Here is a 22,137-nt window from a genome sequence, read left to right on the forward strand (position 1 = left end):
CGCGGCGCGGCAGAAGGTCGAAGGGCTGGATGTCCAGTAAATAGGAAGAAGGCCGGGCAATGCCCGGCCTATTTTCTTTTTAAGCGTCACCGGTATGAGCGGTGTAAACCGCGAAACATCTGAGTTGCCCGCTCTTACCGATTCTGATTGGAGAACACATATGCAACCCGACTTCTGGCTTCAACGTTGGCAGAACGGCCAAATCGGCTTTCACCGCAGCGATGTCATGCCGCTGCTGCAGAAGTACTGGCTCACACTGGCACAGCCTGCAGGCAGCCGCGTGCTGGTGCCACTATGCGGCAAGACCCTGGACATGCACTGGCTGGCCGCCCAGGGCCACCGTGTACTCGGGGTCGAGCTGTCATCGATGGCGGCCGAGCAGTTCTTCGCCGAAGCCGGCCTGGTGCCGCAACGCCAGCGCAGCCAGTACGGCGAGCACTACAGCGCCGGGCCGATTGAAATCATCTGTGGTGATGCCTTCGCGCTGGATGCGGACTTGCTGGGCGATATCGCCGGCGTCTACGACCGCGCAGCACTGATCGCCCTGCCGCCGCATCTGCGCCAGCACTATCGCGATACGCTGTACGCACAGCTGCCGGTAGGTTGCCAGGGCGTATTGATCACCCTGGAATACCCGCAGGATGAAAAACAGGGGCCACCGTTTTCGGTGGAGGAGGCCGAGGTGCAGCGACTGTTCGCCACACCCTGGCACGCACGCCTGCTGGAATGCCGCGACATCCTCGACCAGCAACCGGATTTCCGTGCCGACGGCGTCACCGCCCTTTCCACCGCCGTTTACAGGCTGCAACGCCAGTAGTGCCGACCCATGGTCGGCAGAGGCTTTACCGATAAACCTGACGAATGCCGACCATGGGTCGGCACTACATCAGTGCAAAGCAACCGCACCGTAACGCCGACCCACGGTCGCAGGGGCATTACCGATAGACCGGACAGATGCCGGCCATGGGTCGGCACTACCTGCCTTCAGGATCAATGCGCCGGGGTGCCCTTGGCGTCCATCTTGCTGGTCTGGTACAGCTCCAGGCCGATGCGCTTGATCAGGCCCAGCTGCTGCTCCAGCCACCAGGCATGGTCTTCCTCGGTGTCATGCAGCTGCTTGACCAGGATGTCGCGGCTGACATAGTCGCCGTGCGCTTCACACAGCTTGACCCCGGCGGCCAGGTCGGCGCGCACCTTGTATTCCACCTGCAGATCCTTCTCCAGCATCTCCATGACAGTCACGCCTGGCTCGAAGCCGTGTGGGCGCATGTCCGGGTTGCCGCCCAGGAACAGGATGCGACGCAGCAGGGCGTCGGCGTGTTCGGTCTCCTCTTCCATCTCGTGGCCGATACGCTCGTACAGCGCCAGCAGGCCCTGGTCCTCGTAACGACGGGAATGGATGAAGTACTGGTCGCGTGCGGCCAATTCGCCGCGCAGCAGCTCCTTCAGGCACTCAATGACTTCGGACTTGCCCTGCATGGGGGGATGCTCCTGATGATTCGATGGTGCATAGGGTGCCCCATCTGAAAAGCCAATGATCTAATCGGAATCACTTTCAGTTGCGATTCCCTCTCTTTCGGCTTCACAAGCTGTCTACAATCGCGGCAGAACCGCTACCTGGGGTAGGCCTGTGCTGCGTTGGCTGCTGCGTTCGCTTTGGATTGTACTGGGGCTGTTACTGCTGTCACTGCTGATCCTCTGGGGCCTGCTGCGCGGCAGCCTGCCGCAGTTGGATGGAGAACTGGCCCTGCCGGGCCTGTCGGCACCGGTCGCCATCCAGCGCGACGCCTTGGGCGTGCTGACCGTGGACGCGGCCAACGAGGCCGACATGGCGCGGGCGCTGGGCTATGTGCATGCCCAGGAGCGTTTCTTTGAAATGGACCTGATGCGGCGCTCGGCAGCGGGAGAACTGTCCGAGCTGTTCGGTGCCAAGGCCCTGCCCTTGGACAAGCGCATGCGGGTGCACCGGCTGCGCGCCCATACCCAGGAAAACCTGGGCGCTGCACTGGGCGACAAACGCGCCGTGCTGGAAGCCTATCGCGACGGCGTCAACGCCGGCCTGGCGGCCCTTCCCGTACGGCCCTGGCCCTACCTGCTGCTGCGCCAGCAACCACGCGCCTGGCAGTTGGAGGACTCGGTGCTGACCGGGCTGGCGATGTACGCCGACCTGCAGGATCCTGGCAATACCCGCGAATTGGCCATGGCCCGCATCCGCAGCGTGGTGCCACCAGCCCTGTATGCGCTGCTTGCCCACGACGGCAGCAGCTGGGATGCGCCTTTGTTTGGCGACGCCCGGGGCGATGCGGTGCTGCCGGATGCGGCAACGCTGGATCTGCGCAATGACGGCGCTACAGCCGCCCTCACGCCACCGCCTGCTTCGCAAGCGGTCCCCCTCTCTCCCACCAGGCGGGAGAGAGGCATCGGTGCGTCGCCTACGGCGACCGATTCTTTTAAGCCTTATCTGGCTGCCCTCACTCCACCGCCTGCTTCGCAAGCGGTCCCCCTCTCTCCCGCGGTGCGGGAGAGAGGCATCGGTGGGTCGCCTACGGCGACCGATTCTTTTAAGCCTTATCTGGCTGCCCTCACTCCACCGCCTGCTTCGCAAGCGGTCCCCCTCTCTCCCGCGGTGCGGGAGAGAGGCAGCGGTGGGTCGCCTACGGCGACCGATTCTTTTCCGGGTAGCAACAACTTCGCGGTGGCCGGGGCGCTTACCGCGGACGGCCGTGCCATCATCGCCGACGACATGCATCTGGGTCTGCGTGCGCCCAATATCTGGTACCGCGCGCGGCTGCGCTATGCCGAACCCACAGCTCCGGAGGGCAAGGTCGATGTCGCAGGTTTCACCCTGCCCGGCCTGCCGGCGGTCATTGTCGGCAGCAATACGCGGGTGGCCTGGGCCTTCACCAACAGCTATATCGATACGGCGGACTTCACCACCCTTCCTGCCAATACGCCGCTACGCATCTACAACGAAGCCATCGCCGTCGCCGGCGCACGCCCGGAAATACTGCTGGTCCGCGAAAGCGACTGGGGGCCGGTACTGCACGACGAACCGGATGGACAGCTGCTGGCGCTGCGTTGGGTTGGCCAGCAAGCGGGCGCGGTGCGCGTGGATTTCGCTGACATGGCCAAGGCCGCCGACCTGGACGCCGCACTGGCGGTGGCCGACCGCTCCGGCATCCCCGCGCAGAACCTGCTGGTGGGTGACCGCAGTGGACGTATCGGATGGCGCCTGATCGGGGCACGTCCGCTCCGTGACCCCGCCTGCCATGCCGATGCAACAGCACAGCCGCCGACCTGCTCGCCGTGGCGCATCCTCACCGATCAGGCCCCTGCCCTGATCGACCCACCCCAACAGCGCCTGTGGACGGCCAACGGCCGTGTACTGGACGGCCCCGCGTTGGCAACAGCCGGCGATGGCGGCTATGACCTGGGTGCGCGTGCCAAACAGATCCGCGATGGTCTGTTCGCCCGCGACCAGTTCAGCGAGCGCGACCTGCTTGCCATCCAGTTGGATGACCGTGCCCTGTTGATGGAGCGCTGGTGGAAGCTGTTGCGGCGAACGGTGGAACACAGCAACGATCCGGCACTGAAACGCCTGGAAGCTGTCAGCCGCCAATGGCAGGGACGTGCATCACCTGATTCGGTGAGCTACCGCATGGCACGCGGCTTCCGCGGCATCCTGCTCGACAATCTGCAGGCCGCCTTGCTGGCACCGGCAGCGGAGCAGTTGGGCGAGCGCTATATCGAGCCCAAGCTGCCACAACTGGAAGGCCTGGTCTGGCCAATGCTGGAACAACGCCTGCCCAACCTGCTGCCGCCACCCTATGCAAGCTGGGACGAAGTGCTGGCTGAGAGTGCCCGGCAACTGGAAAAGGACCTGGCCGAACAAGGCAAGGACCTGGCACAGCGCAACTGGGGCGAACGCAACACCGCCGCCATCTGCCACCCGGTCTCGGCCGCCTTGCCCGGCCTGTTCAAGCGCTGGTTGTGCATGGCCCGCGAGCCACTGGCCGGCGATGACAACATGCCGCGCGTGGTCGGGCCCAAGTTCGGCGCATCCGAGCGCATGGTGGTCTCGCCCGGCCACGAGGCCGATGGCATCGTGCATATGCCCGGCGGCCAGAGCGGCCATCCCTTGTCGCCGTTCTGGGGCGCGGGCCATGAGGACTGGGTGCAGGGCCGGCCCACGCCGTTCCTGCCTGGTCGCGCGACACACAACCTGACCTTGAGTCCGCGCTAGCCGCGCTGCCATACCCACGCATGACATGGCAAAGCCGTAGCCCGGGCAAGCGCAGCGCACCCGGGAAACACGCAGATCCTCCACCTGCGATGACCATGCGTGCAAGAGCCCCGGGTGCGCTGCGCTTACCCGGGCTACCCATGCTTTGCGCCATTATTTCAAGCGCACGGTCCACTCCACCTCGAGCTTGGCCTCGGCATCGAACAGGCGACTGATCTGCACCCAGCTGGCGGCCGGATACTTGCCATCGGCAAAAAACGTCTTGCGCTCGGGAATGGCCTTGATCAAGCCATCCATGTCGGTGGTGAACACGGTCTCCTTGACCACCTGGCTGCTGTCAGCATCAAACTGCTGCAGGATCCTGGTCAACTTGCCATAGCAGTCACGTACCGCTGCCTGCATATCCGCACCTCTGCACGGCACGCCGGACACATGCAGCATGTCGCCATCACGCACCACACCGGTGTAGCCAATATCCGCTTCCCAGCCTCCCAGTTGATGCCGTTCCAACGGCATATCCTGGGCGTGGGCGAATGAACTACTGAACAGGCCAAACATCACTAGCGCACAGGCACGCATCGATAATCCTTTTGATTGGGTTAGCCGGGAAGGAGCTGAGGGTTGCCGGATGGCACACGTTCGGTTGTGCGACATGTGGAGCGTCCCCTTCTCACCCCTCTCCCACGTCGGGAGAGGGGCTCAGGCGGATGCAGACTGATCTACCCACGCGGTGTCAGCCGGCAAGCGCCTGCTCATGCACACCTGCCACCGCGCGGCCGGACGGATCGGCCATGTTGGCGAAGCTGGCATCCCATGCAATGGCGGCCGGCGAGGAACAGGCGATCGACTTGCCACCGGGCACCGTTTCGGAGGCGGCGCGGCTGGGGTAGAACTGTTCGAACAGGTGGCGGTAGTAATACGCCTCCTTGGTCTGTGGCGGGTTGTACGGGAAGCGCTTGTCGGCGGCGGCCAGCACGCGGTCACTGACCTGCGACTCGGCATGGGCCTTGAGCCCGTCGATCCAGCCATAGCCCACGCCGTCGCTGAACTGCTCCTTCTGCCGCCACAGAATTTCCTTGGGCAGGTAGCCTTCGAAGGCTTCGCGCAGCACCGCCTTCTCGATGCGGCCGCTGGCCTTATCCACCATCTTGTGGCGCGCATCCATCTTCATCGCCACGTCCAGGAACTCGCGGTCCAGGAACGGCACGCGCGGCTCCACGCCCCAGGCCATCATCGACTTGTTGGCACGCAGGCAATCGTAGTTGTTCAGCGCATCAAGCTTGCGCACCAGCTCTTCATGGAACTCACGTGCGTTCGGCGCCTTGTGGAAGTACAGGTAGCCACCGAAGATCTCGTCGCTGCCTTCGCCGGACAGTACCATCTTCACACCCATGGCCTTGATCCGCCGCGCCAGCAGGAACATCGGCGTGGAAGCGCGGATGGTGGTGACGTCGTAGGTTTCGATATGGCGGATGACTTCCGGCAACGCGTCCAGGCCTTCCTCGAAGGTGTACTCGAAACCGTGGTGCACGGTGCCCAGCATTTCCGCCGCCACCTTGGCTGCGGCCAGGTCAGGCGAGCCCTTCAGGCCGATGGCGAAGCTGTGCAGGCGTGGCCACCAGGCCTCGCTCTGGCCGCCATCCTCGATGCGGTGGCGCGCATAACGGGCGGCAACGGCGGCCACCAGCGAGGAATCCAGGCCGCCGGACAGCAGCACGCCATAGGGCACGTCGGTCATCAGCTGACGATGCACCGCGCGCTCGAAGGCTTCGCGCAGTTCGGCCAGCGATACATCAACGCCTTCCACCGCCTCATAGTCGCGCCAGGGGCGCTCGTAGTACTTGCTCAGGGTATCGGTACTGCTGTCGTACCAATGGCCCGGCGGGAACTGCGCCACATCGGCACAGGTGTCGGACAGCGACTTCATTTCCGAGGCCACGCACAGCCGGCCCTGCTTGTCATGGCCCCAGTACAGCGGCACCACGCCAATCGGGTCGCGGGCGATGATCACGCGACGCTTGGCCTTGTCCCACAGCGCGAAGGCGAAGATGCCGTTGAGCCTGTTGAGGTAGGACGCCGGCTCGTCTTCGCGGTACAGCGCGTTGATCACTTCGCAATCCGAACCGGTCTGGAAGGCATAGGGCTGGCTCAGCTCCTTCTTCAGCTCCTGGTGGTTGTAGATCTCCCCATTGACCGCCAGTGCCAGTTCACCGTCCTCGGACAGCAGCGGCTGCGAGCCGCCGGCCGGGTCAACGATAGCCAGGCGCTCATGCACCAGGATGGCCCCGTCATCGACATGGACACCACTCCAGTCGGGGCCACGATGGCGCTGGCGCTGGGATTGATCGAGCGCCTGCCGACGCAGCGCCTGCAGGTCGTCACCGGCTTGCAGACCGAAAATGCCGAAGATGGAACACATGGGAAAGCTCCTGGAGTTGGGTGGGGACAAACATTCGAAGCAACGGCTGCCAGACCTGCAGCCGCTCGGTGTTCCCGCCCGGCCACAAAAAAACCCGCATCGACCGATGCGGGTTTTCTGGTGTCCTGAGCGTGTTGCCTGTTCTAGCTCTGGTCGCAGTTCCGCATCGGCCGCGCACGATTATTCGCGCGCAGATTATTGCGGTTGTTATTGTTGACGGCGGTGGCCAGGAACGAGGACATGGCGCTGACGTTATCCCTGTTTGAGTGGCCGCGCAACTGTTGCTTTGGCAACCGATCCGCCCCGTTGCCGTCCCTGCCCCACCCCATTCAGCCAGTCGTCTTCGGACCTGCGCCAGGCTGTACACACAACGCTGGCTCCCACAAGACTGCCCTGCAGTCGGCCACTGACTCAGAATGGAGCGCCAGCACCTGTACTGCGCCCATGACCACCCCGGCTGTTTTCCGCGAACAAACCATCGACCGCGAACGCATGCAGCAGATCATCGCCGCATACCCACGCGCAGCGACGTTCGAGGCCTGCACCCTGGATGGCGGCGACTTCTCGCGCCTGGACATGGATGGCTTCCACTTCAACCAGTGCAGCATGGCCGGTGCGCGCTGGCTCGCCGCAGCACTGGAAGAAAGCCACTGGCAGAAATGCCGCGGTGGGCAATGCGATTTCAGTTCGGCGCAGCTCGGCGATTCGCGCTTTGCGCACTGCGATCTCAACAACAGTCATTGGCGGCGCGCCACGTTGTCCTCCGTGCAGTTCCAGGACTGCAAGCTCACTGGTGCTCAGTTGCAGGAAGTGACCGGCTGGGCGCTGGAATTCCGCGACTGCCTGCTGGTCAGCGCCGACCTGCGCGGCCTTTCATTCCGCAAAGGCAAGCTCGAAGGCCTGGATTTCTCCGATGCAGATCTTTCCGGCTGCGATTTCCGCGACGCGGTGTTCAGCGGCGGCAGCCTGCGCAATGCGCAGACCCGCCTGACCCGCTTTGAAGGCGCCGACCTGCGCGACACCGACATCAGCGGGCTCAACGTGATGGATGCCAAGCACTTCAAGAAAGCGGTGATCTCGCAGCGGCAGGCGGCAGCGGCACTGGCCGCATTCGGGCTGATTGTTGCATAGCGACGTATCTTCCCTGATCAGGCCAGTGGCGTGAGCCCAACAGCGTCAAGGCAATATCAAAAAGCACCAGCTCACTGCCCCGCAAGCCGGGCGATCCTTTCCAAGCATGCAGCAACAAGCGGCAGCCTGGTCACTCGGATCAAGGCGCACACCAACGCGGCACTGCGTTCTTTCAACAGGCCGTGATCAGCCTTTCCTGCACTGCGCAACGATCCACTGCGCCGCACTTTCCACAGCCTGCCCGCTCAATACGTCTGGCTCGACATAGCTATCAAATTCGTGGCCGTTCCTGTCCAACGTAACTGCCGTGGTGATGGCGACGTAACCGCCGTTGGGCAGTGGGTACGTCGAGTTCGCCGTGGACTTCCCCGCCGTCCGCTGACCGAACAAGCGCACATTGTGCTGACCATGGAACATGATCGGAACGATTTCGCCTGAACTGGCGCTGCGCGGGCCCAGCACTATCGCAATGGAAGCCGCCGCATGCCTGGGCTGCAATGGTGTTGCGACATTGAGCATGTGGGCGGAGTCATTGCTGGAGATGACTCCTGCCTTCTTTTCGATGACATGGACGGCGCCGTTGACATCCTTGAAGCCGCCCAGCCTTCCCTCCTCCAGCAGCGGACTCAGGCCCACCAGCATGGGCCACATGTTGCCGCCGGTATTGGCGGAAAAATCCAGAACAATGCCGCACCCCGCCACCGACAGCGCATTTGCCAGATCCGACCTCAAGGCGCCGGTTGCAGCCAGGGCTTCCTGCTGCGTACCCGACCAGCCATTGATCTGGATTACCGGTACGCCCTCAACCGCTTGCCGGGCTCGAGACAGGGCGCGCACCGACGGCTGCGCATCGGGCTGCTCACCTGTCCGGGCAGTCTTGGCCGGATTTTTCGGCGGCAGATAGAAAGAGTGGCGATCATCCAGAGACTTCAGCACGAAGCGAATAGCTGACGCTTCGTCCTGCTCCGAGGCCAGCGACCGGGCATGCGATTCGACGGCCCGCCAGTCGACACGCGCTGCGTAGTAGGCATGTTCACGGGCACGTTTCACTGCCACGTCCAGGCTCGGCTGCTCCTGCGCAGCAGTGAGTGCAGGCAACAAAAGCAGAGCTAGGGTAAAAATTTCAGAGCGCATCCATGCCTCCCTATGGCAGCCGAACCCTGCGTCACCCACACCGAGCGCCACGTTGCTTGAAAGATGGGATGGGTTTCAAGCCATGCCTTCGGCCAGAACGGGGTTGATCGTTGGTCATACGGCACCAACGCATCCAAGCTAACATCAAAAACATCGAACGCGACCCCTCCGTGACCATGGCACCACGGAGGCCGCCAGAATTGTTCGGCTTTTAATTGGAACAGGCCGGCTGCCAGCGAAGCGTCAAGCGGCCACGATGGATACACCCAGCCCCGAGGAAGCACCCGATCGATCTACGTCAGGAATATTTCCCAAGGCTGCTCTACCGGCATTTCATGTGCCGGACCTTCGAACCCCGCGAGCTGTTCTTCCAATCCATCGAGCCAGGCGAACCATGCAACCGCAAGCGGTGCGGACGGGCACTGCATTGCTGGCAGCGCACTCACAAAGTCGCCTGGCTGCCTCAACAACCCGCCAGTACGCCATTGTGCGTGGTGCGTTGCTCCAACGGCTCGGCCTTCAACAACACAGCCCGTGCCCATGGGGCATCGCATTCGACCCCCACCGTGTAGTGCTCCATCAGGAAGCGCCCGGATACCGTGACATGATTCACCCTGCGCTGCAGGAGCCTGCGAACAGGCGCATCACCTGCAGCGATACGCAGTGCAGCAGGTCCGTTCATCAGCTCGACGTAGCGGACCTTATAGCGGTGGAAATACGGTGGTTGACGCAGCAGAAAGTAAGGCAGTTTCTCGACAGACTCAGGGTCTGGAACCAGAACAAACTCTGGATCCTTGTAGTGCCTGTTGGTTGCGCCGTCAGGCCAACGTCCAATCACCGTGCCGGACACCCAGGTTTGCCCTGCAAACGTCACATGAAGATCCCCGTCGCGCTTCAAACCGGTGACCACCAGACCGGATCCTTGCGGATGGATGAGATGCATGCCTCGCCCTTCCGCCGATGCCATGGGGCTGGCAAAAAGAATCAGCATGAGCAGTATGAAAGCTTTCATACGTCCCCCATAAGCTGACCGGGGAGTCCGGTCATGCGCCCTATCCGCAGCTCACCCAACGCGGGCAGTCCGCTTGCACCAGACCGATAGCGGGGCTGCCGGCTCCGTCCAGCTCGCCAATCTGCCATCAACCCAGGCTGTCAGTTCAGGACCCGCTTCGTCCCAGCCAAGCGAACATCCATTTCAGGTTTTCAGCAGAACACGGCTGGACCTTCTGGACAGGAGAGGATGGCCTTGCCTGGCAAGATCGCTTTGCCTGGCAAGCGACATCTCAACCCAGCAGTCTTTCCACAAGCTGCCGGTAAAGCGCCGGCAGCGCCTCCAGATCGGCCACGCGCACGTTCTCATCAACCTGGTGGATGCTGGCATTCACCGGCCCGACTTCGATGCACTGCGCCCCCAGCGGGGCGATGAAGCGGGCGTCGGAGGTGCCGCCGCCTGTGCTTTCTTCCGGCGCCGCGCCGGCAAACCCGGCCAGCACCTCGCGCGCGACACTGCGCAGGCGGCCTTCCGGGGTATAGAACGGCTCACCGCTGCGGTGCCAGTGCAACGAATAGTCCAGGCCGTGGCGGTCGAACAATGCGGTGATCTCGGCTTCCAGCTTGTCCGCCGTCCAGTGCGGGTTGTAGCGCAGATTGAACATCACCTGCAGCTCGCCCGGGATCACATTGTTGGCACCGGTGCCGGCGTTGATGTTGGAGATCTGCAGGCTGGTGGAGGGGAAACTTTCGTAGCCGTCATCCCAATGCCGGGCGGTGAGTTCGGCCAGCGCCGGGGCGGCCAGGTGGATGGGATTGCGCGCCTTGTCCGGGTAGGCCACATGCCCCTGCACGCCCTTGATGCACAGCTTGGCCGACAGGCTGCCGCGACGCCCCACCCGCAGCAGGTCGCCGAGCCTGGCGGTCGAGGAAGGCTCGCCGGTAATGCACCAGTCGATGCCCTGCCCCCGCTCGACGAATAGTCTGGCGACGTGGCGCACGCCGTCGATGGCATCGCCTTCCTCGTCGCTGGTCAGCAGCACCGCCAGCGTGCCCGGGTGATCGGGGTGCGCTGCCACGAACTGCTCGGCTGCCACCACGAAGGCTGCAACGCTGCCCTTCATATCGGCGGCGCCGCGGCCGTACAGCACGCCATCGCGCACCTCCGGCTTGAACGGATCGCTGCTCCAGGCCTCGACCGGACCAGTCGGCACCACGTCGGTATGGCCAAGCAGCACCAGCACCGGTGCGCCGCTGCCATGGGTCGCCCAGAGGTTGTCGACTTCCCCCAGGCGCAGGTGTTCGCAGCTGAAGCCGACCGCAGCAAGGCGCGCGCCGATCAGTTGCTGGCAACCGGCATCTTCCGGGGTTACCGAGGGGCGTGCGATCAGATCGCAGGTCAGGGCTAGTACGTCGTTCATGGCGGCCTTCTGGATCGGTGGCTTGGCGGCGTGTGCCGCTCCTGCATGCGGTGGTGGATCAGGCGATGTTGAAGCGCGCCTTGAAGCCGTTGTCGCTGAAACCCTGGCTCAGGGTGCCGTCATCGGTGATGACCAGGGGGCGCTTGATCAGCTGCGGGTATTCACGCAGCAGCAGCTTCCATTCGGCATCGGACTCGGGCGACTTGCGGTTGTCCGGCAGCTGCCGCCAGGTGGTCGAGGATCTGTTGATCATCGCCGCGAAGCCGCCGGCCTTGCCGGCCCATTCAAGCAGGGTTTCCGGGCTGGGCTTGTTGTCGCGGTAATCAACGAAGGTATAGGCGACGTTGAAGCGGTCCAGCCACTTGGTGGCTTTCTTGCAGGTATCGCAGTTCTTCAATCCGTAGATCGTGGTCATGGTTCAAAGCTCGCGCTGATGTAGCCCCTCTCCCTTTGGGGGAGGGGTTGGGGTGAGGGTAAGGGCGAAGCCTCTTGCGAATCACACCGCAGGCGACGGCCTTACCCTCATCCGCACCTTCGGGGCACCTTCCCCCAAAAAGGGGGCTGCAGTCCCGCAGGGAGAAGGAATAACTTAATCCGCCAGGCCACGCAGCAGGTCATTGACGCTGGTCTTGCCGCGGGTCCTGGCGTCCACCTGCTTGACGATCACCGCGCAGTACAGCGAATGCGTGCCGTCCTTGGACGGCAGCGAACCACTGACCACCACGCTGTACGGCGGCACGTAGCCGTAGGTCACCTCGCCGGTGGCACGGTTGTAGATGCGGGTGCTCTGGCTCAGGAACACGCCCATGCCGATCACGCTGTGGTGGCCCACCACCACGCCTTCCACCACTTCAGAACGCGCACCGATGAAACAATGGTCCTCGATGATGGTGGGGCTGGCCTGCAGCGGCTCCAGCACGCCGCCGATGCCGGCACCACCGGACAGGTGGCAATGCTTGCCGATCTGCGCGCACGAACCCACCGTGGCCCAGGTATCGACCATCGTGCCTTCGCCGACGTGTGCGCCGATATTGGTGAAGCTCGGCATCAGCACCACGTCCTTGCCGAAGTGCGTGCCACGGCGGGCAATCGCACCCGGCACCACGCGCACGCCGGCCTGGCGGAAGGCGGCCTCGTCATAGCCTTCAAAACGCGACTCAACCTTGTCCCAGAACGGCGCGGGGCGGCCATCCATCACGGTCATGTCATTGACACGGAAGTACAGCAACACGGCCTTCTTCAACCATTCGTTGACCTTCCAGCCACCGTTGCCATCCGGCTCGGCGACACGGAATTCGCCCGACTCCAGGCCGTCGATGACGCGGTTGACCAGCGGCCGGGTCGAGCCTTCGATCTCGTCCATGGTCAGCATGGTGCGGCGCTCGAAGGCGCTTTCAATGCTGAACTTCAGCTCGGCCACGCCCGCTGCCGGCGGCTTGCGCAGGCTGCGCGGCCCCACTGACGGAACGGCCTTCTGCTTGGCAACCACCGGCTTCTTCGGTGCAGGCTTTACCACCGCAGCCTTTTTGGCAGCAGGCTTGGCCACGGCTTTCCTGGCAGCGGGCGTCTTGGCGACGACCTTGCGCGTGGCGGTCTTGGTGGGGGCAGCCTTCTTGGCCGCTGGCTTCTTGGTGGCCATCAGTGGGGGTCTCCTGGCGTTCTATCGGGATCCAGGCAAGCCAGCAACGCATCGCGCAGGCCCTGCATGGAGGTTTCGGTAAGGGGTTGGTCGTGGCGGTCGGTGAGCTGGAACTGATCCTCGGCGCGCTCACCGAAGGTGGCGATGCGCGCGTCCTGCACGCGCAGTCGCTGGTCGCGCAGCACATGCGCGACGTCGGCAAGCAGGCCGGGCCGGTCCGGCGCCACCAGATTGAGCAGTGTCCAGCCCGTGCGGCTGGACTCAAGGAACTCGATGCGCGGTGCGAAACGGAAATGTTTCAGCTGGCGTGGCATCACCCGCCGCGACGGGCGCAACGCCAGGATGTTGCCGGCCAGCGCCTTGCGCAGCGCCGCCTCCAGCCGCGCGGCATCACCGTCGGCAAAACTGCCCGATGGGGTGACTTCGAAGGTATCGAAAATGGTGTCGTCGGGGCCATCCAGCACGCGTGCGCGATGGATGCCGTAACCGGCACGGTCCAGCGTCATCACGATGGCGGCGAACATGCCGTCACGGTCAGGCGAATGCACGAATACCTCCAGCGCATCGCTCTCCGGCGCGATACGCCGCACCTTGGCCAAGGTGCCGCCCTTGTGCACCTCAACCAGCGAGGCGGCCTGCCAGACCAGTTGCTCGGGTCGGAAGCGCACGAAACTCTCGTCCGGCATCGCCGCGAACTGGCGATCGATCACCGCGTCGCTGTGACCCAGCAGGCTCATCTGCTCACGCACGTTGTCACGCGCCTCCTGCACCCGCTCGGCTTGGGGCAAGGCGAACTCCAGCCCTTCGCGCAGCGCGCGGCGGGTGGCGAAGTACAGGTCAGCCAGCAGCCTGTCCTTCCAGGCATTCCACATCTTCGGGCTGGTGCCTGCGATATCGGCGCAGGTCAACAGGTAGAGATAGTCCAACCGGTCACGGTCGCCCACCAGGCCGGCAAAACGATGGATTACATCCGGATCGGTGATGTCCTGCTTCTGCGCGGTCACCGACATGCGCAGATGCTGCTCGACCAACCAGGCAACCAGCTCGGTATCCGATGTGCTCAGGCCATGCGCGCTGCAGAACGCGCGCGCGTCCACCGCACCCAGCTCCGAATGGTCGCCACCGCGGCCCTTGGCGATGTCATGGAACAAACCGGCCAGCAGCAGCAGCTCGGGCTTGCGCAGGCGTGGCCAGACTTCGTGGGCGATGGAGAAGCGCTCGTCGGCGCGCCCACTTGCAAACAGCCCCATGTTCCGCAGCACCATCAGGGTATGCTGGTCCACCGTGTAGACATGGAACAGGTCGAACTGCATCCGCCCGGACACTGCGGCAAATGCCGGAATCCACTGCCCCAGCACGCCAAGGCGCGCCATGCGGGCCAGCGTATCGACCGCGCGCGGGCCGCGCAGCAAAGCCAAGAACTGATCACGCACAGGCTCAGCGACATCGGTATACGCCGGAATCTCGTCCAGCATCTCGGCCAGGCCACGTGCCGTGAGCGAATGCAGCCCACGCACCTCCGGTATGCGCGCCCAGCAGGCAAACAGGGCGAAGATGCTGCGGATATCGCCATGGGGCCAAAGCGGATCGTCCGCGGACAGGTAGCCCCGGCGCAGCGAAAACCCGTCGCCCACCGGTTGCGGCGTGGCTTCGCCGTCGAACTGTTCTTCAAAGCGCTGCAGCAGGCGATCGCTGATGCGACGGATCACCGTCGCACTGCGATAGAAACCCTGCATCATCTTTTCCACAGCAAGGCTTTCGGTGTCGTCGGCAAAGCCCATGCGTGCGGCAAGGGTCTTCTGGTAGTCGAAACGCAACCGCTCCTCGGCGCGTTGTGCCACAAGGTGCAGGCCAAAACGCAGCCGCGCCAGCACCAGCCGCTCGCGCTTGAGCGCGGCGGCCTCGTCCAGGCCCAGGTGGCCCAGCCCGACCAGCGCGTCGATGTTGCTGACACCAAACGCGCGCAAGGCCATCCAGCCCAACGTATTGAGATCACGCAGACCGCCCGGGCCATCCTTGATGTCCGGCTCCAGGTTGTCGGCGGTATCACCAAAGCGCTGGTGTCTTGCCAGCAGTTCTTCACGCTTGGCCAGGAAGTACTCTCGCGGCGGCCACACCAGGCTGGGCGAAATTGCCCGCGCCAACCCATGCTGGGCAGTGGCGTCGGCGCACAACGGGCGCGCCTCGATCAGTGCGGTCAGCACGGTCTGGTCAGCGCCGGCCTGCACACATTGCGCCGCCGAACGCACGGCATGGCTGGCCGGCAGGCCGGCGTCCCATAGCAGAGCGAACAGCCGCGCCAGTGCAGCCTCGTGGCGCTGCTGCACCTCGCTCTCGGCCAGCACCAGCAGGTCGATGTCCGAACGCGGGAACAGCTCACCGCGTCCGTAGCCACCTACCGCGAACAGCGCCAGGCCAGCGTCGGCCGGAACACAGCGCTGCCAGGCCTCGTTGATGAGCTGATCCACCGCACGGGCACGCAGGCCAAGCAGGCGCTCGACGTTGTCGCCCTGCTCGAAGCGCCTGCACAGGCGTGCATCGGTATGGGCAAGTGACTGCCGTGCGTCAGCAGCCCATTGCGCATCACCGGCAGGGTCTGCCGGCGCGTCCTGACTCGGGCCCGCCGGCAGTTGGGTCATGCCTGCGCGGATTCGGCCGGTGACAGCGTCAGCACTTCAACGCCGTCTTCAGTCACCGCGATCATGTGTTCCCACTGCGCCGACAGCTTGCGGTCCTTGGTGACCACGGTCCAACCATCTGGCAGCACCTTGGTGTAACGGGTGCCTTCGTTGATCATCGGCTCGATGGTGAAGGTCATGCCCGGCTTCAGCACCAGGCCCTGGCCCGGACGGCCGTAATGCAGCACCTGCGGCTCGTCGTGGTAGACCTTGCCGATGCCGTGGCCGCAGTACTCGCGCACCACCGAAAAACGCTCGGACTCAGCGTATTCCTGGATGGCGTGGCCCACATCGCCCAGCGTCGCGCCCGGCTTGACCGCACGGATACCGCGCCACATCGCTTCCTTGGTGGTCTCCACCAGGCGCTTGGCCATCACCGACGGGGTGCCAACGTAATACATGCGGCTGGTATCGCCGTGCCAGCCGTCCTTGATGACGGTCACGTCGATGTTGACGATGTCGCCGTCCTTGAGCACCTTGGCTTCACTGGGGATGCCGTGGCAGATGACGTTGTTGACCGACGTGCACACGGTCTTCGGGAACCCGCGGTAGCCCACATTGGCCGGGATGGTGCCCTGCACATTTATGATGTGGTCGTTGCAGATGCGGTCCAGCTCTTCGGTGGTCACACCGGGCTTTACGTGCGGGGCGACGATGTCGAGCACCTCGGCCGCCAGACGGCCAGCGATGCGCATCTTCTCGATTTCTTCAGGGGTTTTCAGTTGGATTGCCATCCCCTGATTATCGCGCATTTACGCAAGGAAGCCGAACCCGGCGCTGTACCGCAGTCCAGCTGCCACCGGCGGCGCCAGCCGGTTTCAGCAGCAACCATCGCACCCACCCCGCTGCGATTGACACAGATGATCAAAAATCCGCATTCAGCTTGTTTTCTCAATTATGAACAGGCAAGGACCCACACCATGCATGGTCTGCTGCAACTGCGGACTGACGCCCCTCCCAGCCCGCCCATCAGCACCCTGAAGGGAGACTGCCATGCACACCCTCAACGCTCTCGCACTGGTCACCACCCTGGCGCTTGCCGGCATTGCCACCGCCCGCGCCGCCACCCAGACCAGCCAGTTCCAGGTACGCATCGTCATCACAGAGTCCTGCGACATCCAGGCCGTGGCTGCCAGTGACCTCGACTTCGGCACCCTGGCCCGCGCCACCGGCGCCCCGGCCGACACCCAAGGCACCTTGGAAGTGACCTGCAGCAGCGGCACGCCTTACACCATCGGCATGAACCCCGGTGCCAACGCCACCAGCACCACCGCAGCCGCCGACAACCGCCGCATGAGTGATGGCAACAACAATTTCATCGCCTATGGCCTGTATCGCGATGCCGGCCGCCAGGATTTCTGGGGCGAGGTCGTCGGCACCGACACCTTGGCCGGCACCGGCACGGCCAGCGCACAGAGCATCCCGGTCTATGGCCGCGTGCCGTCCACCGATGCACCCGCCGGCAGCTACAGCGACACCGTCGTCGCCACGATCACCTATTGAGCACGGCGGCGATGCGCGCCCCCTGCCTGCGCAGGCCGAGCAGGGCCAGCGATGGCCACGGGCTGCTGCTGGCCACGCTGTTTGCCTGTGCATCCGGCTGCACCGCCGGCAACCTGCAGGTTGCGCCGATCGTATTGGAATTCAGTGAAAACCAGCAGGCGAACGCACTATGGCTGCAGAACAGCGCAGACCACCCGATAAACGCACAGATCCGGGTCCAGCAATGGTCGCAAACCACGGCAAGCGACCAACTGGAACCCTCGCAGGTGCTGCGCGCCAGCCCGGCCATCGTGCAGATCCCGCCCGGCCAGCGGCAGCTCGTCCGCATCGTACGCCCGATGCCCATGGCGACGGCACCGGCCCAGTACGAGCAGGCCTATCGGGTATGGGTGGATGAGCTGCCGGAGATCGGTGGACCGCAGCCCGCAGGCCTGCAGTTCCAGCTGCGTTATTCGATACCGGTATTTGTGCTGCCAAGCGGCGCCCAAACGCGCGAACAGATCGGCAAAGTGCCATTGGACACAAGCTCCCTGCAGGCCAGCTGGCAGGTATCGGCAGACACACTGATCCTGGACGTGCGCAACACCGGCAACCAGCGCGTGCGCCTGAGCGAGCTCGGCTGGACTGCGGACAATGGCACCATCATCCCCTTGCAGCGCGGCCTGCTCGGCTACGTGCTGGCAGGCCAACGCATGCAGTGGAAACTGCCATTGGCCACGCGTCTCCCTCTACCAGGCCACCCGCTGGCCAGGCTGAATGATGCCCCCGTCGCGCAGATTCTTCCCCCTGCTGCTCGCTAATGCGGCCCTGGCTGCCGCGGCTGTTTCACCGTCAATGCCGGCGCGCCCACTCAGCTGGCCCGAAGCAGGCGACGGCGCCCGTTTTCCAGCCCAGGAGCTGCATCTGGAAGTGCATATCAACCAGGACCCTGACGGCACACTGGCCCGTCTCAGCCTGCGCGGGCAAACCCTGTCCGCCAGTGCCCAGACCTTGCGCGAACTTGGCCTCAGGCTTCCTCCAGGGATTGCCGCCGAAGCGCCCGATATCCGACTGGACCAGCTGAGCGGCGTCCGTGTTGACTATGACGCCCGCAACCAACGCCTGGACCTGGAGGTGCCGGTGCACATGCTGGACCGGCCAACCACCTACCTGCGCGCTGGCCCTGAGCGCAGTGCCGTGGCAGTGAGCAATACCAGCCCCGGCCTGCTGCTGAACTACGACCTGCATGCCCAGCAACTGCAGGGCGAGCGCGATATCGACGGCTACCTGGAGCTGCGCCTGTTCGGGCTGGGGCCCGGCACCTGGAGCAGCAGCCAGAACACCCGGCTGGGCTCGGGCCCGGGCGGCGAGCACGCCACCAGCACCCGCCTGGACAGCCGCTGGCAGCTGGATCTTCCGGATCGGATGCTGAGCCTGAGCCTGGGTGACCAGCTCAGCGGGGCGCTCAGCTGGTCACGCTCCGCGCGCATGGCAGGGCTGCATCTCGCGCGCGATTTCAGCCTGCAACCCTACCGGGTCACCACCCCCTTGTCGTCGTTCGCCGGCGAGGCGGTACTGCCCTCCACCGTGGACCTTTACATCAACGGTGTGCGCCAGGCCAGCCAGCGCGTGGCCCCCGGGCGTTTCCAACTCGATGCGATGCCCGCGCTCAATGGCATTGGGCAGGCACAGCTGCTGGTGACCGACATCAACGGACACAGCAGCGCATTGGAATTTCCACTCTACGGGGCGCCCGAGCTGCTGCAACGGGGTTTGTCGGATTGGTCGCTGGATATCGGCGTTCTGCGCCGCGATTACGGCATACGCTCCTTCGCCTATGACCATCAGCCGCTGGCCAGCGCCAGCCTGCGCCATGGCCTGGGGGAGCGACTGACCCTGGAAGCCCATGCCGAGGCTGCGCAGGACCTGCAATTGGCTGGCATCGGCGCCGTCGGCCTGCTGGCAGATCGGGGGGGAGTGCTCAGCGCCTCGGTCAGCGGCAGCCAAGCGGGCGGACTCCGTGGCAGCCAACGCAGCCTGGGCTACCAATGGAACGCACCCGGCTTCAGCGTTTCGGCAAGCACCCAGCGCCGCAGCCCGCGTTTCGCCGACGCACCTGCGTACTTGCGCCAGGCGACACTGCCGCTGCGCACGGATCGGTTCTTTGTCGGCTTCGGCAATGTGCACAGCGGTCAATTCAGCCTCAACTACATCAGCCAGCGTTATCCCGGCATGCCGGACATCCGCCTGGCCGGTGCGGGATGGTCGCGGAGCCTGCCAGGGCAAGCCTGGATCAGCCTGCAGCTCAATCACGATCTGGGCGAGCGCGACATGGACAATATCTATCTGTACGTATCCACGCCGCTTGACCGCCACACCCAGCTCAGCAGCGCGCTGCGCCATGCTGATGACGGCAATGGGGTGACGCTGGAAGCCAACCACAGTCAGGTATTGGACAACGGCGACTGGGGCTGGCGTGCGCAGACCAGTACCGGGGCACAATCCAGCGCGCACCTGGAAATCAACCATCTCCACGAACAGGGCCGCTGGGCCCTCGGCCTTGACCACATCAGCGACATCGGCACCCTGGCCTATGTGAACAGCACCGGCAGCCTGGCCTGGTTCGGCAGCGGACTGCACAGGCTGCGCCGCGCCGACGATGCCTTCGCGCTGGTTTCAACCAGCGGCGTGCCCGGCGTGCCCATCCGCCTGCAGAACCAGCCGGTCGGCAGCACAGATGCACGCGGCGAACTGCTGGTGGCGCCATTGCACGCCTGGCAACGCAACCTGCTCAGCATCGACCCGCTTGCGCTGCCCGCAGACATGCAGATCGACGCCTTCGAGCAACAGGTAGTGCCGGCAGCACGCAGCGGGGTACGCGCGACATTTCGCCTGCAGCCCAGCAAACCATTGAGCGTAAACATCCTTGGGCTGGACAAGCGCTGGCTCCGCGCCGGCACCCCGGCCGTGATCGAAAGCCATGGCCGCGCCGTCACCAGCACGGTGATCGGCCATGACGGCCAGTTGTACCTGGACAACGTACCGGCCGATGCAAGCCTGCGCGTCCGCCAGGACAGCCGCGAATGCCGGCTTGCCCTGCCCGACCCGGGCAGCCCGCCCGTCGCCCCGATCGCCTTGGAGCCCCTGCAATGCCACCCCTGAGGTCAGGCCTCCGGCAAGACCAGGGCATCCTGAGCAAGCTGCTGCTAGTGCTGCTGCTCTGGTCGTCCCTGCCAGCCACTGCGCAGCAGTCCTGTCGCGTGCTGAGTTCAACGCCACTGGACTTCGGCACGGTCTCCAGCGCCGGCGACAGCACTGCCTCGGCCACGCTGACCGTCAGCTGCCAAGGCCTGCCCGGGGTGCCGGTGCAGGTAACGGTATGCGCTTTCATCGACGAGGGCACCCCACCCGGCATTGCCCCACGCCGCCTGGACAACGGCGTCAATGCATTCATGAACTACGACCTCTATGCCAATGCCGCACGCAACCAACTTATCGGCTCGCTCAGCAGCGGCCACCCCATCTTCTACAGCAATCTGTCGATACCCCTGACCGGCACGGCGCAGATCAACCTGACCGCCTACGGCCGTATCCCGCCAGGACAGAACCTGCCAGCGGCGTACCTCTATGAAGGCTTCCCCGGCCCCGGACTGCTGCGCTATTCGTTTGCTGCCCCATTTGGGGGCGCGCCTTCCCCGGAAAACTGCCGTGACGGGGTGGCCCCCGTATTTGGCAGCGCCGGCCAGAGCACCTTCCTCTTTGGTCCCGTTCAGGCCCGCGCCACCGCCAACTGCGTCCTCAACCTGGCCAGCGACCTCGATTTCGGCACCGTTACCCGGCTGGACAGCACGCGCGAGGCCAGCTCGACAATCCAGCTGCGCTGCGCCACCGACACCGACTGGTCGGTGACGCTGAGCAATGGCCTGAATGCGCTCAACGGGCAGCGAAGGATGGTCTCCAACGGCAATTACCTGGCCTATGAGCTGTACCGCGACCCCGCGCTGCTGATCCCCTGGGGCGACACCCTACCCACCGCCGCAGCCGATACCGGTGACAATGAGGACATGTCCCTGACGGTCTACGGCCAGGTTTTCGCCCAGCCGGAGGCGGTACCCGGCCGCTACAGCGACACCATCACCGTCACCCTGACCTACTGACCGGATCGCCAGCATTTGCGGCCAGCCCAGCCTGCCGCTATACTCGACGGGCTTTGCTGGGACTTGGTCCTTACAAACACGCCGACACCGGGCGCCACCGGTGAATCCTCACCTGTCGCCCCCATCCGTGCCGGGGTGCCCTGCCAGTCAGGGTTCGGCCACGTAGGCGCCAGGGAAGCCCAACCCCGGAACTGTTGCGCGCCCTACCCAGAAGCCGCGCATCGCAGCATGGCCCGAACAAACCGGCCGCGCGCGGTGTCAGTTCCACTATCAGGAGTTTTGCAATGTCCCAGATCACCATGCGTCAGATGCTGGAAGCCGGCGTCCACTTCGGCCACCAGACCCGCTACTGGAACCCCAAGATGGCGCCGTACATCTTCGGTGCCCGCGGCAAGATCCACATCATCAACCTGGAAAAGACCGTCCCGCTGTTCAACGACGCGATGAACTTCATCTCGTCCGTTGCCCAGAAGCGCGGCACCATCCTGTTCCTGGGCACCAAGCGCAGCGCGCGCGATGCCATCAAGGAAGAAGCCGAGCGTTGCGGCATGCCGTTCATGAACCAGCGTTGGCTGGGCGGCACCCTGACCAACTTCCGTACCGTCAAGCAGTCGGTTGCCCGCCTGAAGGAACTGGAAGCCGGTGAGACCGACGGCAGCTTCGACAAGCTGGTCAAGCACGAAGTGCTGGGCCTGCGCCGCGAGCGCGACAAGCTGGAAGCCTCGCTGGGCGGCATCAAGGAAATGAACCGCCTGCCGGACGCCATCTTCGTCATCGACATCGGTCACGAAGACATCGCCATCAAGGAAGCCAAGAAGCTCGGCATCCCGGTGATCGCCGTGG

At 64.4% G+C, this 22,137-nt stretch carries 18 protein-coding genes; 8 read left to right on the plus strand and 10 right to left on the minus strand.

What is annotated here, in order from left to right:
- Positions 1–160: 160 nt before the first annotated feature.
- Positions 161–817 carry a thiopurine S-methyltransferase gene (locus B2527_RS02985; protein WP_293706054.1) on the plus strand — a complete coding sequence of 219 codons (657 nt, stop codon included), beginning with the start codon at positions 161–163 and terminating at the stop codon, positions 815–817.
- A 173-nt stretch (positions 818–990) separates the two neighbouring features.
- On the opposite strand, the gene B2527_RS02990 is transcribed toward B2527_RS02985, so the two are convergent.
- Positions 991–1,479 carry a ferritin-like domain-containing protein gene (locus tag B2527_RS02990; RefSeq protein WP_293706055.1) on the minus strand — a complete coding sequence of 163 codons (489 nt, stop codon included), beginning with the start codon at positions 1,477–1,479 and terminating at the stop codon, positions 991–993.
- Positions 1,480–1,630: 151 nt separating this feature from the next.
- Between B2527_RS02990 and B2527_RS02995 the strand changes: the two genes are divergently transcribed.
- Positions 1,631–4,243, plus strand: a complete 2,613-nt coding sequence (locus tag B2527_RS02995) for a penicillin acylase family protein (protein WP_293706056.1) — start codon at positions 1,631–1,633, stop codon at positions 4,241–4,243.
- A 153-nt stretch (positions 4,244–4,396) separates the two neighbouring features.
- Here the strand turns inward: B2527_RS02995 and B2527_RS03000 are convergent, their stop codons facing one another.
- Together B2527_RS03000 and asnB are read right to left on the minus strand one after the other, a co-directional pair.
- Positions 4,397–4,822 carry a RidA family protein gene (locus B2527_RS03000; RefSeq protein ID WP_293706057.1) on the minus strand — a complete coding sequence of 142 codons (426 nt, stop codon included), beginning with the start codon at positions 4,820–4,822 and terminating at the stop codon, positions 4,397–4,399.
- A gap of 154 nt (positions 4,823–4,976) precedes the next feature.
- A complete protein-coding gene (gene asnB / locus B2527_RS03005; RefSeq protein WP_293706058.1) occupies positions 4,977–6,662 on the minus strand; it encodes an asparagine synthase B in 1,686 nt (561 codons plus the stop codon).
- A gap of 444 nt (positions 6,663–7,106) precedes the next feature.
- Here asnB and B2527_RS03010 point away from each other — a divergent pair, with 444 nt between their 5' ends.
- Positions 7,107–7,793 (plus strand): pentapeptide repeat-containing protein, encoded by a 687-nt coding sequence (locus B2527_RS03010; RefSeq protein ID WP_293706059.1) that lies wholly within the window; start codon positions 7,107–7,109, stop codon positions 7,791–7,793.
- A gap of 186 nt (positions 7,794–7,979) precedes the next feature.
- Here B2527_RS03010 and B2527_RS03015 read toward each other — a convergent pair whose 3' ends face one another.
- The 7 genes from B2527_RS03015 to map form a co-directional block, all read right to left on the minus strand.
- Positions 7,980–8,927, minus strand: a complete 948-nt coding sequence (locus B2527_RS03015) for a S41 family peptidase (RefSeq protein WP_293706060.1) — start codon at positions 8,925–8,927, stop codon at positions 7,980–7,982.
- Positions 8,928–9,390: 463 nt separating this feature from the next.
- Complete coding sequence (locus B2527_RS03020) at positions 9,391–9,939, minus strand: hypothetical protein (protein WP_293706061.1); 549 nt, start codon at positions 9,937–9,939, stop codon at positions 9,391–9,393.
- A gap of 271 nt (positions 9,940–10,210) precedes the next feature.
- A complete protein-coding gene (gene dapE, locus B2527_RS03025; protein ID WP_293706062.1) occupies positions 10,211–11,338 on the minus strand; it encodes a succinyl-diaminopimelate desuccinylase in 1,128 nt (375 codons plus the stop codon).
- 58 nt (positions 11,339–11,396) lie between these two features.
- Complete coding sequence (locus tag B2527_RS03030; protein ID WP_293706063.1) at positions 11,397–11,753, minus strand: Spx/MgsR family RNA polymerase-binding regulatory protein; 357 nt, start codon at positions 11,751–11,753, stop codon at positions 11,397–11,399.
- Positions 11,754–11,927: 174 nt separating this feature from the next.
- Positions 11,928–12,977, minus strand: a complete 1,050-nt coding sequence (dapD, locus tag B2527_RS03035) for a 2,3,4,5-tetrahydropyridine-2,6-dicarboxylate N-succinyltransferase (protein ID WP_293706064.1) — start codon at positions 12,975–12,977, stop codon at positions 11,928–11,930.
- On the minus strand, positions 12,977–15,616 hold the full coding sequence (locus B2527_RS03040) for a [protein-PII] uridylyltransferase (protein WP_293706065.1): 2,640 nt from the start codon (positions 15,614–15,616) through the stop codon (positions 12,977–12,979). Before B2527_RS03040 ends, dapD begins: the two co-directional genes overlap by 1 nt.
- Positions 15,613–16,389, minus strand: a complete 777-nt coding sequence (gene map / locus B2527_RS03045) for a type I methionyl aminopeptidase (RefSeq protein WP_293706066.1) — start codon at positions 16,387–16,389, stop codon at positions 15,613–15,615. The genes B2527_RS03040 and map overlap by 4 nt, the downstream gene beginning before the upstream one ends.
- 259 nt (positions 16,390–16,648) lie before the next feature.
- On the opposite strand from map, the gene B2527_RS03050 reads away from it, so the two are divergent.
- The 5 genes from B2527_RS03050 to rpsB form a co-directional block, all read left to right on the plus strand.
- Positions 16,649–17,158 carry a Csu type fimbrial protein gene (locus B2527_RS03050; protein ID WP_293706067.1) on the plus strand — a complete coding sequence of 170 codons (510 nt, stop codon included), beginning with the start codon at positions 16,649–16,651 and terminating at the stop codon, positions 17,156–17,158.
- A gap of 11 nt (positions 17,159–17,169) precedes the next feature.
- Entirely contained in the window at positions 17,170–17,958 is a 789-nt protein-coding gene (locus B2527_RS03055) for a fimbrial biogenesis chaperone (protein WP_293706068.1), read from the plus strand.
- Between the two features lie 109 nt (positions 17,959–18,067).
- Entirely contained in the window at positions 18,068–20,299 is a 2,232-nt protein-coding gene (locus tag B2527_RS03060; RefSeq protein ID WP_293706069.1) for a fimbria/pilus outer membrane usher protein, read from the plus strand.
- The gene (locus B2527_RS03065; protein WP_293706070.1) at positions 20,287–21,294 is read left to right on the plus strand and encodes a Csu type fimbrial protein; all 1,008 of its coding nucleotides are present in this window, start codon (positions 20,287–20,289) and stop codon (positions 21,292–21,294) included. The genes B2527_RS03060 and B2527_RS03065 overlap by 13 nt, the downstream gene beginning before the upstream one ends.
- A 284-nt stretch (positions 21,295–21,578) precedes the next feature.
- Positions 21,579–22,137, plus strand: a 559-nt coding sequence (gene rpsB / locus B2527_RS03070; protein ID WP_293706071.1) for a 30S ribosomal protein S2, incomplete at its 3' end; no start/stop codon positions are given.

This window comes from Stenotrophomonas sp. UBA7606, from assembly GCF_002477705.1.
Taxonomy (GTDB): domain Bacteria; phylum Pseudomonadota; class Gammaproteobacteria; order Xanthomonadales; family Xanthomonadaceae; genus Stenotrophomonas.

Bases quoted from the DNA above. Each gene is read 5' to 3' on its own strand.
- B2527_RS02985 (WP_293706054.1), top strand. From the start codon at position 161: ATGCAACCCGACTTCTGGCTTCAACGTTGGCAGAACGGCCAAATCGGC.
- B2527_RS02990 (WP_293706055.1), bottom strand. From the start codon at position 1,479: ATGCAGGGCAAGTCCGAAGTCATTGAGTGCCTGAAGGAGCTGCTGCGC.
- B2527_RS03000 (WP_293706057.1), bottom strand. From the start codon at position 4,822: ATGCGTGCCTGTGCGCTAGTGATGTTTGGCCTGTTCAGTAGTTCATTC.
- asnB (WP_293706058.1), bottom strand. From the start codon at position 6,662: ATGTGTTCCATCTTCGGCATTTTCGGTCTGCAAGCCGGTGACGACCTG.
- B2527_RS03010 (WP_293706059.1), top strand. From the start codon at position 7,107: ATGACCACCCCGGCTGTTTTCCGCGAACAAACCATCGACCGCGAACGC.
- B2527_RS03015 (WP_293706060.1), bottom strand. From the start codon at position 8,927: ATGCGCTCTGAAATTTTTACCCTAGCTCTGCTTTTGTTGCCTGCACTC.
- B2527_RS03020 (WP_293706061.1), bottom strand. From the start codon at position 9,939: ATGAAAGCTTTCATACTGCTCATGCTGATTCTTTTTGCCAGCCCCATG.
- dapE (WP_293706062.1), bottom strand. From the start codon at position 11,338: ATGAACGACGTACTAGCCCTGACCTGCGATCTGATCGCACGCCCCTCG.
- B2527_RS03030 (WP_293706063.1), bottom strand. From the start codon at position 11,753: ATGACCACGATCTACGGATTGAAGAACTGCGATACCTGCAAGAAAGCC.
- dapD (WP_293706064.1), bottom strand. From the start codon at position 12,977: ATGGCCACCAAGAAGCCAGCGGCCAAGAAGGCTGCCCCCACCAAGACC.
- B2527_RS03040 (WP_293706065.1), bottom strand. From the start codon at position 15,616: ATGACCCAACTGCCGGCGGGCCCGAGTCAGGACGCGCCGGCAGACCCT.
- map (WP_293706066.1), bottom strand. From the start codon at position 16,389: ATGGCAATCCAACTGAAAACCCCTGAAGAAATCGAGAAGATGCGCATC.
- B2527_RS03050 (WP_293706067.1), top strand. From the start codon at position 16,649: ATGCACACCCTCAACGCTCTCGCACTGGTCACCACCCTGGCGCTTGCC.
- B2527_RS03055 (WP_293706068.1), top strand. From the start codon at position 17,170: ATGCGCGCCCCCTGCCTGCGCAGGCCGAGCAGGGCCAGCGATGGCCAC.
- B2527_RS03065 (WP_293706070.1), top strand. From the start codon at position 20,287: ATGCCACCCCTGAGGTCAGGCCTCCGGCAAGACCAGGGCATCCTGAGC.